General features: G+C 45.4%; 13 protein-coding genes, 1 other RNA gene and 1 pseudogene. 9 read left to right on the forward strand and 6 right to left on the reverse strand.

Annotation, left to right across the window (positions count from 1 at the left end; all coding sequences use genetic code 11):
• A partial coding sequence (locus ACERC5_RS08990; RefSeq protein ID WP_373660429.1) for an IS3 family transposase occupies positions 1-91 on the forward strand: 91 nt, incomplete at its 5' end.
• Between the two features lie 75 nt (positions 92-166).
• On the opposite strand, the gene yaaA is transcribed toward ACERC5_RS08990, so the two are convergent.
• The 6 genes from yaaA to ACERC5_RS09020 all read right to left on the reverse strand — a co-directional run bounded on the left by yaaA (position 167) and on the right by ACERC5_RS09020 (position 4,717).
• Positions 167-880: a peroxide stress protein YaaA gene (yaaA, locus tag ACERC5_RS08995; RefSeq protein WP_373660605.1), complete on the reverse strand. Its 714-nt coding sequence runs from the start codon at positions 878-880 to the stop codon at positions 167-169.
• A gap of 626 nt (positions 881-1,506) precedes the next feature.
• A non-coding RNA gene (ssrS, locus tag ACERC5_RS09000) (6S RNA) lies at positions 1,507-1,700 on the reverse strand.
• A gap of 58 nt (positions 1,701-1,758) precedes the next feature.
• Entirely contained in the window at positions 1,759-3,030 is a 1,272-nt protein-coding gene (locus ACERC5_RS09005) for a replication-associated recombination protein A (RefSeq protein ID WP_373660606.1), read from the reverse strand.
• A 12-nt stretch (positions 3,031-3,042) separates the two neighbouring features.
• The gene (locus ACERC5_RS09010; protein WP_373660607.1) at positions 3,043-3,867 is read right to left on the reverse strand and encodes a GIY-YIG nuclease family protein; all 825 of its coding nucleotides are present in this window, start codon (positions 3,865-3,867) and stop codon (positions 3,043-3,045) included.
• 70 nt (positions 3,868-3,937) lie between these two features.
• A complete protein-coding gene (locus tag ACERC5_RS09015; protein WP_373660614.1) occupies positions 3,938-4,417 on the reverse strand; it encodes a hypothetical protein in 480 nt (159 codons plus the stop codon).
• On the reverse strand, positions 4,418-4,717 hold the full coding sequence (locus ACERC5_RS09020) for a hypothetical protein (protein ID WP_373660608.1): 300 nt from the start codon (positions 4,715-4,717) through the stop codon (positions 4,418-4,420).
• A gap of 185 nt (positions 4,718-4,902) precedes the next feature.
• Between ACERC5_RS09020 and ACERC5_RS09025 the strand changes: the two genes are divergently transcribed.
• The 8 genes and pseudogenes from ACERC5_RS09025 to ACERC5_RS09060 all read left to right on the forward strand — a co-directional run.
• Entirely contained in the window at positions 4,903-5,367 is a 465-nt protein-coding gene (locus ACERC5_RS09025; RefSeq protein ID WP_373660609.1) for a DUF3013 family protein, read from the forward strand.
• A gap of 45 nt (positions 5,368-5,412) precedes the next feature.
• Positions 5,413-6,420 carry an AbiH family protein gene (locus ACERC5_RS09030; protein WP_373660610.1) on the forward strand — a complete coding sequence of 336 codons (1,008 nt, stop codon included), beginning with the start codon at positions 5,413-5,415 and terminating at the stop codon, positions 6,418-6,420.
• 12 nt (positions 6,421-6,432) lie between these two features.
• Positions 6,433-7,386, forward strand: a complete 954-nt coding sequence (gene prmA, locus ACERC5_RS09035; protein WP_373660611.1) for a 50S ribosomal protein L11 methyltransferase — start codon at positions 6,433-6,435, stop codon at positions 7,384-7,386.
• Positions 7,387-8,139 (forward strand): 16S rRNA (uracil(1498)-N(3))-methyltransferase, encoded by a 753-nt coding sequence (locus ACERC5_RS09040; protein ID WP_373660612.1) that lies wholly within the window; start codon positions 7,387-7,389, stop codon positions 8,137-8,139.
• Complete coding sequence (locus ACERC5_RS09045; RefSeq protein WP_373659534.1) at positions 8,140-8,868, forward strand: metallophosphoesterase; 729 nt, start codon at positions 8,140-8,142, stop codon at positions 8,866-8,868. It abuts the gene before it with no gap.
• A gap of 258 nt (positions 8,869-9,126) precedes the next feature.
• Positions 9,127-9,438: a PadR family transcriptional regulator gene (locus ACERC5_RS09050; RefSeq protein WP_026216674.1), complete on the forward strand. Its 312-nt coding sequence runs from the start codon at positions 9,127-9,129 to the stop codon at positions 9,436-9,438.
• Between the two features lie 3 nt (positions 9,439-9,441).
• Positions 9,442-10,557, forward strand: coding sequence for a DUF4097 family beta strand repeat-containing protein (locus ACERC5_RS09055; protein WP_373660613.1), 1,116 nt, complete (start codon positions 9,442-9,444; stop codon positions 10,555-10,557).
• Between the two features lie 141 nt (positions 10,558-10,698).
• A pseudogene (locus tag ACERC5_RS09060) lies at positions 10,699-10,847 on the forward strand (lipoate--protein ligase); the annotation flags it as partial.

Here is a 10,847-nt window from a genome sequence, read left to right on the forward strand (position 1 = left end):
CGATTATATTTTTTACTACAATAACAAACGAATCAAAACAAAATTAAAAGGACTTAGTCCTGTGCAGTACAGAATTAAATCCTTTCAATAATATTTCTTGTCCAACTTTTGGGGGTCAGTACATTAAAAGACAGTTAGCTAACTGATTAGCGTGGTTTTTTCATGTTCAGTCCACTTTTCTCACAAAAACGAGCTGTTGAGGATTGGAAAGTTCTTCTCTATAGTTGAACTGTTCGAAGCTTAGCTGTTTCAGTTGCTCAAGGGTGTTGACGTTTTTTTGTTGAGCTTGCTTGAGGAAAAGACCACGTCCTTTTTTGGAAATGGTAGAATGCGTTTTGAGCTGTCCAGCTTTTTCCTCATGGAAGAGCACTCTGACAAAACGCTCTTGAACAGTCGGTGAAAAGACTGTTTCAAACTCGCTTGAGAGGAGAGAAATCAAGAGGTCTTCGCCGCTGACAGTTTGGTCGTAGAGTGGGCGCCAATAGGTTTTGAGGGAGTGACCGTCAATCTTGAGGTGCTGTTGGAAATCTAATCGATGCTCTGCGATGGGGAAAGTCGCCCCAATAACCCCATAGAGGGCGCTGGTGATAAGGACATGTTCTGATAGGTAGTCAAGGTTCTTGCGATCAATTTGGCGGTACATGAGGCCGTTGAAAAGCTGAATGGCTGGATAGGTGGGCGCCTTGTTGCTCGCTAGTTGTTGCCAGCGGACTGCTTCTCTCTCGGCAGCAGTAGGGGTGATCTTGTAGAGGGCGCTCAACTGATCAACAGTTTTTTGCTTCATTTGGTCAATAATCGCCTTGGTCTGAGGCAGCAAGGCCTGAGACAAGGCTGTGTTTGGGGTCACCATTTCTTTGGCGGTAGGAATCAAGAATTTCATGTGTTTATTGTAAACAGAAAGTTTTCCTCTGTCAAGCGAGGTTTTCCACAATATTGTGGAAAACTATGTGAGTCATGTGGAAAAGAAGAACTCAAATCAGCGTGAGAATTCCAGAGATTTATGGGAAAAAATAAGGAGTTATCCACAAGCTGTGGATAACTTGATTTGAGAGAAGAAAGAGCGAGTTGACCAGTGGATGCAAAGCTTTCTTGCCTATCTTTGATGTCCTCAACTGTAAAATGACATAGAAAGTGGGCAGAAAGCTGTCCTACATCAGCGCTTATTGAATAATGAATTGACCTCTTCACAACTTCAACCTTTAATGGAGGTGAAGAGACAATCTTTCATACTAGAAAATGAATATCAGCTGAAGAGATGGCTGATTGAGGAAGCGATATTTACCACGGCTATCAGGTCTATTTAACGGTTGTCGCTCAGGGTTTCTGATCATCAAAGCTCTAGCAACTGGGTTCATAAGCACGACAGTGCCCATTAACTTGTAAAAGGGAACTCTGGAGCTGGCTCAGCCGATAAGACTGGCTTTCCAAAGATGTGTCTTGTTCACTAGACGATAATAAAAAGGAGAGACTAGGACTTTTGTCCCAGCCTCCATCTGATATCAAAAAGAAAAAGCTGTATTGGTACCGGTGATTCACGTTTTGTATTGAACCCGCGCAATAAAAGCAGGTGGGCGACGCGTGTTTGACTGAGTTGCTTCTGGGTGAGCCAGCTTGCATACCGTCAAACATCCTTGTCTCCCGAAAAATACAAAAAATAGTCGGTCAACACTTAGATGTGAATTCGTATACCACAGCAATCTTTATAAGTCTATGATACCACAAATTAGGCAGATGTCAAGTCTTTTTTTGCAACCGTTATCAACTTTTTTTTAGCTTATCAATAGCGTCCTTGGTCGCAGCCAGAGCGCGCTCGTATTTGCCGGTTTGGTTTGGGGTAAAATAGCTGGCGCTTTTGAGCTTGTCTGGGAGGTACTGTTGGTTGACCCATTTTTCTGGGTAGGCGTGGGGGTAGAGGTAGCCCTGAGCGTGACCGAGCTCCTTGCTGCCAGCGTAGTGCCCATCGCGCAAGTGTTTTGGAATGGGCAGGTGCCCATTGGTCTTGAGGTCGGCGATGGCGGCGTCCATAGCTAGGTAGGCAGAGTTGGACTTGGGAGACAGGGCTAGGTCGATGACGACATTGGCAATTAAGATGCGAGCCTCGGGGAAGCCGATTTTCTGGGCGGCTTCAAGGGCAGTCATGGTGTGAATTTGAGCATCTGGATTGGCTAGTCCAATGTCCTCATAAGCGATGACGGTCAGGCGTCTGGCAAGGCTGGGCAGATCCCCTGCCTCAATCAGGCGGGCGGCGTAGTGGAGGCTGGCATCGACATCACTGCCTCGGATGGATTTTTGCAGGGCGGAGAGGACATCGTAATGCCCATCGCCGTCCTTGTCCATGGTGATGTAGGAGCGTTGTAGGCTGTTTTCCATGATGTCAAGGGTGATATGTCGGACACCCTTGTCGTCTGGCTGGGTGGACAGCACTGCCAGTTCCAGTGAATTATAAGCTGACCGCAGGTCGCCGTTGGTCGCTGTGGCGATGAAATCTAGGGCCTGCTCCGCTATGGTCACTGAAAACGCAAAGCCTCGCTTAGGGTCATCCACTGCACGGCGGATAGCGGTCTTAATTTGGTCCATCGTCAGGGGCTCCAGCGCAAAAATCTGGACGCGGCTGCGAATGGCGGGCGTGACGGAGAAAAAGGGATTCTCGGTGGTGGCGCCAATCATGATGATGTCCCCATTCTCAAGGAGTGGCAGGAGAAAGTCCTGCTTGGTCTTGTCAAGGCGGTGAATCTCATCAAGCAGCAGGACTAGACCACCTGAAAATTTAGCCTCTTCAGCGATTTCTTGGAGGCGTTTTTTACTGTCGGTGGTGGCATTGAAGGTGCGAAAGGCGTACTTGGTCGTGCCTGCTATGGCGGAGGCGATAGAGGTCTTGCCGATACCGGGCGGACCGTAGAGAATCATGGAGGAGAGGAGTTCGGCTTCAACCATGCGACGGATGATTTTGCCAGTGCCTACTAAGTGTTCCTGACCGATGACATCGTCAATGGTGCGTGGCCGCATGCGGATAGCGAGATTGTGGGGCATGGGAAGTCCTTTCTAGTCCCAGTTGATGGTGATGTCGAGACCGATTTTGTCAGCGAAACGAAGGATGGCTTTTTCTCGGTCTTTAGTTGATAGGGTAGTATAGAGAAAGATACCGGTATCCAGCTCAGCACAACGAGGTCTACCGTTCTTTTCAAAGCTCATTTCAGTTCCAAGCGGTTGTTTGTAACTCGGCTTACCAGATACAATCTGTTCTCGTATCATTTCTGCGTAGAGAGGGTGATGGAGAAGCGTTTTGAACAATTCGATGTGATTGTGTCGAGCACTTTTCCCGGGAATGCTTGTACCATCAGGTAAGCTGATAGAGAGATGAGTAGGAGTAGTCTCTGATAGAGTTTCTGGCTCTGAAATAGTATTGTCAAAAATGTTGATATTGGCAATATTTTCTAAAATATCTTGTGTGATGTTCCAAACTTGCTTGGCTTGAATTTCTTTGGTTGGATCAATCCAGGAGGTATTCCCCTTAGTGGCGTTTTTTATGGAGAAAGTGGTCTCTTGAAAGTCCTGAATCAACCGACTTTCAAGATAGTCCAACTGAGACTTATCCAGTCGGCCATCTTCTCGACCAAATAAAATCATCTGTGTCCACCACTCTTTTTCTCGTTTATGAATGGACAAACGCTGGTAGAGATTGGTGGTTTGACCAATATAGCGGGTGTCTTCATCAATGAGAATATAGAGACCTGCTTGCTGGGCTTGTGGTAGGTCTTTTAAATACCCCATGTCTTTCCGCTCTGCAATGACAACAAAGGCCGGTTCTTCACGATAAATAGCGATATTGTCTGGCTGACGGTCTGATACAATCACAATGTGTTTCATGGTCATATTCTCCTTGGTCTTTCTCTCTATTATACCAAAAAACACTGCCAGAAGCAGTGCTTTTACTTGTTTAGTTGTACTGAATGGTCACGGTGTCTTCGGCGTCTTCCATCAGCTGTCGTGAGGTTTCCAACTCCTGCAGTTGTTGCAGCTCTTGCCCTGAGAAATAGCTGGTATTGAGATAGTGTAAGAAGGGCGATAGAGATAAGATAGCTTTGTCAAGTAGGAGATCATATCCCTCAACTGTAAAAGAGATGGCTGACCAATCGTCTGTCTCAAACTGGGCTAATAAATCCGTACGTGCGGCTTTGGCTTGTGGTTCTTCGGATTTGTAGAGCAGGTTGTCTAACTGCTGTCTGAACCCAGCTTTGTCCTTGATGAGGTCGTTGAGGGTAAAGGGTGATCCATCTGATTTAGTGTAGAACTGCTTGACGGTTTGTTCGTCTGAAAGCTGAACGTCTAGTCCTTTGGTGCGATAGGTACGTTGAATCAAATCATAGGCAAGGACGTTTTCCAGCTTTGTCTTGCTTGTTTGAGGGTAGATGACCAGTCATTCTTGGTTTATCAGAGACTGCCTTTGTGGTTTGATGTTGTCGATATAGGAATCGACCTGCTGGCGAATGCTGCTTGTCTCATCAGACTGACTGAAAAAGATAAGCTCACTCTCAAAAGCCTGAGTTGCCCGCTGCCCAATAGCATTGATAGTTGGAATATCTGTGATAATCGCTGTGTTTAGCCTCTCAAATTCCTTGTTAAAGAGCTGTTTTTGCCAGTAACGTCCCCCGATAACCGCAAGCCCAGATAGGGCAAGAACGAGTAGTAGACCAATGATAAGACGATAACGTTTCATGATTTGGACCTCCTTTTCTGATTTTATTATAGCATATCCAAGTTTATTTGCAAACGCTATCTTTTTGCTGTGTTGCTGAACAATTAGCGGGTGCTAGAGAGCTCAATAAATGGTATAATAGATAGGAACAAAGTAGATTAGGGGGAGTCCAAACAAGCTAACCCAAACAGAGAATGGAGAACACAATGAGTAAATACGGATTTTTAAGTGTTTTAGAGGAAGAGTTGGACAAGCACTTTTCCTACGATTTTGCCATCGACTGGGACAAGAAAAATCATTCGGTCGAGGTCAGCTTTGTCCTTGAAGCAGGGTTGCCCGAGGGCGTCTCTTTGGAAGATAGCGGAGCAGATGATGAGGGCGTGGCTCTGGAAGAGTTTGTCCTCTTCTACCACCCAGACAAGTCCAGTTTTGACCCAGAAGACTACCTGGTCGCTCTGCCTTTTGACCCGAAAAAAGGCTTGTCACGACAGTTTTTGAGCTACTTTGCCCAGTTCCTGCAAGCCACCGCCGACCAAGGCATGGACGACTTATTGGACTTCCTTGCCGATGACACCGCCGATGAATTTGCCATGGTGTGGAATGCGGATGAATTTGAACAAGGCAGAGATGAATTCGAAGAGACAGAGTGGTATGGGTATCCGAGGTATTAGTGTTGATGGATTCTAGAAAATTATGGATGAGGTAGTTGATTTTATATGAACATTACTTACATTGTTGGGAACGGATTAGATATTCAATATGGATTAGCAACACGCTATAAAGATTTTTATAATTATCAAAAAACTATTTATGAAGAGAAGAAAGCTTCAAAAGGTTATCACAATTATATCTATGAAAATCTATTTCTCGATGAAGTGAATGATTATGAAAATTGGTCTGATTTTGAATTTTCAATTGGGAAACTAACGAAAGAAAATCAAGAAATAGTTTTTAGTGAAGATTCTAAGGAAAAGTTTATCGAAGATTTTGCTGATGTTATTGATGATTTAAGAGAATATTTAAAGAGTGTTGAAAATTCTCTGGACGATATTGATGTAATGATTGATTTTAAAAAAATAATTGAAAAAATTATTGAAGATCTTCCTGAATTACACAGAACAGTAGTTCGTCAGCAATTTAAAAAATACTCATCGGATCACATTTATATAGAAATATTAACACTTAATTATACTAGTATTCTTGACAAACTCTATGAGAACTCTACAAAGTCATTTAATTCTCCTTTTTCAAATAATTATTATTGCTATATGAAACCCCCTACTCATGCTCATGGAACGCTAGTCGATTGTGCAATTATGGGCGTTAGTGATTCGGATCAAATTTCTACAGAATTTTCAGGAGAACATCAGGGATTTTTAATAAAGTCACAAAGTTTATTGAGTAATCGACAAAATATGGATGTTAGAAATACTCAAATTATTCAAAACTCGCATCTCATTATTTTGTATGGTGTATCTCTAGGTTTAACAGACCGATACCTTTGGAATCAAATTGCAAACAAATCAATAACTGACAATATCCCAATAATTATTTATAACTATGTTGAAAACTTTGATGCAGGAAACCCTATTAGACTAAAAAGACAATATAAAAATTTTGAAGATCGATTTATCAATAATTGTGGAATTGATATGGAGAATGAGAAATTGTTGAGAGAAAATATCATTACTGTAATTGGAAAAAGTATTTTTGAATTAGAATAACGAGGAACAACAATGACCAACTGGCAAGAACTAACCATCACCGTTGACCGTGAGGCACAAGAGGCAGCAAGCAACCTCCTGATTGAGCTGGGAAGTCAGGGCGTGATGATAGAAGACAGCAGGGACTATCTGGACAAGGAAGACCTTTTTGGAGAGATAATTCCGGAGGTGGCACAGGATGATCGTGTGACCATCACAGGCTACTATCCTGACACGCAGGACTTGGCTGCTATTAAGACCAGCATCCAGGCAGGGCTAGCAGAGATGGTGGAGGCTGGGCTTGAGCTCGGCGAAACAACGCTTGCTAGTAGCGAACTCGCCGAGGAAGACTGGGCGGACAACTGGAAAAAATACTACGAGCCGACCCGTATTACCCACGATTTGACCATCGTGCCCAGCTGGACAGACTATGAGCCGACCGCTGGAGAAAAGGTTATCCGTCTCGACCCTGGGATGGCCTTTGGGACAGGGACCCACCCGACCACCAAGATGAGCCTCTTTGCCCTATCGCAGGTCTTGCGCGGAGGTGAGACCGTCCTTGATGTCGGCACAGGATCAGGGGTGCTCTCCATCGCTAGCTCCCTCCTGGGCGCTAAGGAGATTTTTGCCTATGACTTGGACGAGGTGGCGGTGTGCGTAGCAGAGGAAAATATCCAGCTCAATGCCACCACAACCAACATTACCGTCAGCATGGGCGACCTGCTCCGAGGGGTGACGCAGGAGGCTGATGTCATCGTGGCCAATATTTTGGCAGACATCCTGATCCATCTGACCGCCGATGCCTATCGTCTGGTCAAGGATGAGGGCTACTTAATCATGAGTGGTATCATCGCGGACAAGTGGGAGATGGTGCGTGACAGTGCGGAGAGCGCAGGCTTTTTCCTTGAAACCCAGCTCATTCAAGGCGAGTGGAACGCCTGCATTTTCAAAAAAACCGCCGATCGCTCAGGCGTAGTGGGAGGCTAGATGCAGCAGTATTTTGTACATGGCAGAGCGCCGCAGGAAGGGCTGGTGACCATCACGGATAAGGAGACCGCCAAGCACATGTTTTCCGTCATGCGCTTGCAGCCAGACGATGAGGTGGTGCTGGTGTTTGACGATGCCATCAAACGCCGTGCCAAGGTTATCAGCAAAGAGGATCAGACCTTTGAGCTGGTCGAAGACTTGGCAGATATGGTCGAACTTCCAGTCTCTGTCACCATTGCGGTTGGCTTTCCCAAGGGAGATAAGCTGGAGTTTCTGGCTCAGAAGGTCACCGAGCTAGGTGCTAGCCAGCTTCAAGCCTTTCCTGCCGACTGGTCTGTCGTCAAATGGGACAGCAAAAAACTCGCCAAAAAAGCTGAAAAACTGGAAAAGATTGCCCTCGGAGCTGCTGAGCAGTCCAAACGCAACCGTATCCCAGCTGTCCAACTCTTTGAGACCAAGACCGCCTTTCTCCAGCAACTGACAGACTTTGACCACATCCTCATCGCCTACGAAGAAGCCGCCAAGCAGGGTGAGACTAGCCAGCTTGTCCAAGCCCTAAGCAAGATGCAAACAGGCGACAAGCTCCTCTTTGTTTTCGGACCAGAGGGTGGGATTTCCCCAGCAGAAATCGACCAGCTGACCGCTCTAGGCGCAAAAACGGTTGGTCTTGGTCCTCGTATCCTCCGAGCTGAAACCGCTCCGCTTTATGCTTTGTCAGTAGTGAGTTATGCCGTTGAGTTAAAAGGAGAGTAGATGACAAACCAACTGTTCGCCATTGGCGATGTACACGGAAAATATAGCTTATTGCACGACTTGTTGCAAAAATGGGACAAAACGACCCAGCAGCTGGTCTTTATAGGTGATCTCATTGACCGAGGAGAAGACAGCAAGTCCTGTCTGGAGCTGGTCTGTCGGTTGGTGCGTGAGGAGGGGGCAGTCTGTCTCATGGGCAATCATGAGTGGATGTTTCTACGTTACCTAGATGACCCGACAGAGCGGTATGACCACTACCAGCGCAATGGTGGAGATACGACCATCAATTCGCTCTTGGGACGACCGCTGGATGCGCAGGTGGATCCTGTGTCGGATGCGGTAGCGATCGTAGGACAGTATGCTGAGATGGTGGACCAGATTCGGCAGTTTCCCTATCTGTATGAGACGCAGGAGTATCTCTTTGTGCATGCGGGGATCGATTTGAGTTTGCCTGATGTGCGTGAGACAGCCGATTATGACAAGGTCTGGCTGCGCCAACCTTTTCACGAGGGGCAAAACCAGACAGGGAAGCGGATTGTCTTTGGGCATACACCGACCAAATACCTTTTTGATCGTCAGGACTACCTTGACCAAATCTGGACAACAGAAGATGGCAAGATTGGCATTGACGGTGGCGCCGTATATGGCGGTGTCCTCCATGGTGTTGTCTTGGATAAGGAAGGTATCCGTAGGGTTTATTCAGCAGGGGAATCTATTCGTGTTGATTGAACTTTCTGCCGTTAATGTGCTGAAGGGGAAAAGAGTTGTCATATTGATAAAGATAATAAGGATCACGTCTCCGCCACACTGTTGTGGGAGTAGAGATGTGGTCTTTTTTTGATTTCCCAAATCAGTTTACTCACAACTAATAGTTCATGTGCAGAAAAGTTAAATTTTTGCTTGACAAGTTCACGGAATCAGTTTATAATCAAAATATACTTAAAAAAAGCATATATAATTTTTAAAGACATGGAGGTCGAAATGGTCTTGCATTTTCCGATTCCTTCGCCACTTATCGAGTTTTTAGTGCTCGGCATTGTCGCGAAGGAACCCTCGTATGGTTATGAAATTAACCAGCGACTCAAGCAACTGACGCCTATCAAGGAGTCTACTCTCTACCCCATTTTGAAGAAAATGGAACTCAATGCCTATCTGGAGACCTACACGGAGTCCCATCAAGGTCGGCAACGAAAATACTATCGACGCACACCGACAGGTGTGGAACGCTTTGCTTTTTTGGAAGCAGAATGGGAACGGTACAGTCACAGCATCGAAGCAATGGCTAAAGGAAGGAGTTAGGTGATGACAAAAGAGATGTTTTTAGCCCAATTAGCAACTGAGCTAAGCAGTTTGAGTGAGGCGCAATGCCAGGAAATTCTAGGTTATTTTGAGGAATATTTATCTGATTTAGCTGATAACAAGGAAGCCTTGGCTGAGTTAGGAGAACCCAGTTTGGTGGCACAAGAGCTATTGGTTGGTCTAAAAGAGCAGGAGATTCTTTTTCAAGTGCCGCAAGAAATGTCCTCATCTTCTGGTGTGCCAGCTGTTGACAGGATTTCATTGTCTCTGCTGGACTTGGATATCAAACTCATGACGGATGCGGTGGAACAAATCACGCTCAAAATTCCTGAATCATTAAGGTCAGTTATTGAAGTCACAGAAGAAGCCCAGCATGTTTCACTGAGACAGACTGAACCATTGCAAGAACGCTTCAGATTTCATGGGTCGTTCGGTCACCATTTCTTTTCCAATGAGGAAATCAGGCTGATTTTGCCAGCTGCTAACTATCAAGACATCCAGTTAAATAGCCAATTAGGGGACATTCGAGTGGAACAGATTTTTTCTGAACACTTGTCTGTGACGGCGCAAAACGGTGATGTCCTGCTTAAGTCTTGCCAGTTAGGAGAGGCTAGTCTGTCTATAAAAAATGGCGATTTGGACCTTTCTCAAACGAGTGGCAACCAACTGGATGTGCTGTTGCAAAATGGGGATTTGGCAATAGATACCGGGCAATTTGACCAGATTAGCGTTGAAGCTAAAAATGGTGATGTGTCTCTGAAAACTAGTCAACTCAAAAATATCCTAGCTACTCTAACCAATGGCGATTTAGCCTGTGAGACGGTAAGGCTTGAACGCCTGATTGCCAAAGGGCAACGTGGGGATTTTGAGCTACATCAGGTTGATTTTTCAAAAGAAATCGTTGTAGAAACTCAGGCAGGGGATGTTGAGATGACATTGACCACCAATGACAAAGACGACATTTATCTGGATGTTGAGACGGCTTTTGGTGAGTACAAGGTGGATACGCTTGAGGGTCGTGTGACAGGTAGTAACGGATGCCTAGAGTTAGGAGATTCAGCATCTCTACGTCAGATTAGGGCAAAGAGTATGTTTGGTGATGTTGAGATTCGTCGCTAGAGACGGTGGCGGGGTCGGCCAGTAATCGGAGTATTAATAGCGTACCGACATTGTTAAAAGGGATAGCCTTTTGATGGTCAGCCATCTTAAAATCTGTTATAATGAAAGTGCTATCCATTATTTTCTAACAAGGAGAATGCCATGAAATACATCGTCAATACGTCTAATGACCCTGCCTACAACATCGCTCTGGAGAGCTATGCCTTTCGCGAGCTGGTCAATGAAGATGAAATTTTTATCCTGTGGATCAATGAACCAGCCATCATCATCGGCAAGCACCAAAACGCTAT

It is taken from the genome of Streptococcus sp. E24BD (assembly GCF_041807825.1).
Taxonomy (GTDB): Bacteria; Bacillota; Bacilli; order Lactobacillales; family Streptococcaceae; genus Streptococcus; species Streptococcus entericus.

Bases quoted from the DNA above. Each gene is read 5' to 3' on its own strand.
- ACERC5_RS09030 (WP_373660610.1), top strand. From the start codon at position 5,413: ATGAACATTACTTACATTGTTGGGAACGGATTAGATATTCAATATGGA.
- ACERC5_RS09020 (WP_373660608.1), bottom strand. From the start codon at position 4,717: ATGAAACGTTATCGTCTTATCATTGGTCTACTACTCGTTCTTGCCCTA.
- ACERC5_RS09040 (WP_373660612.1), top strand. From the start codon at position 7,387: ATGCAGCAGTATTTTGTACATGGCAGAGCGCCGCAGGAAGGGCTGGTG.
- ACERC5_RS09005 (WP_373660606.1), bottom strand. From the start codon at position 3,030: ATGCCCCACAATCTCGCTATCCGCATGCGGCCACGCACCATTGACGAT.
- ACERC5_RS09010 (WP_373660607.1), bottom strand. From the start codon at position 3,867: ATGAAACACATTGTGATTGTATCAGACCGTCAGCCAGACAATATCGCT.
- ACERC5_RS09045 (WP_373659534.1), top strand. From the start codon at position 8,140: ATGACAAACCAACTGTTCGCCATTGGCGATGTACACGGAAAATATAGC.
- ACERC5_RS09025 (WP_373660609.1), top strand. From the start codon at position 4,903: ATGAGTAAATACGGATTTTTAAGTGTTTTAGAGGAAGAGTTGGACAAG.
- yaaA (WP_373660605.1), bottom strand. From the start codon at position 880: ATGAAATTCTTGATTCCTACCGCCAAAGAAATGGTGACCCCAAACACA.
- ACERC5_RS09055 (WP_373660613.1), top strand. From the start codon at position 9,442: ATGACAAAAGAGATGTTTTTAGCCCAATTAGCAACTGAGCTAAGCAGT.
- prmA (WP_373660611.1), top strand. From the start codon at position 6,433: ATGACCAACTGGCAAGAACTAACCATCACCGTTGACCGTGAGGCACAA.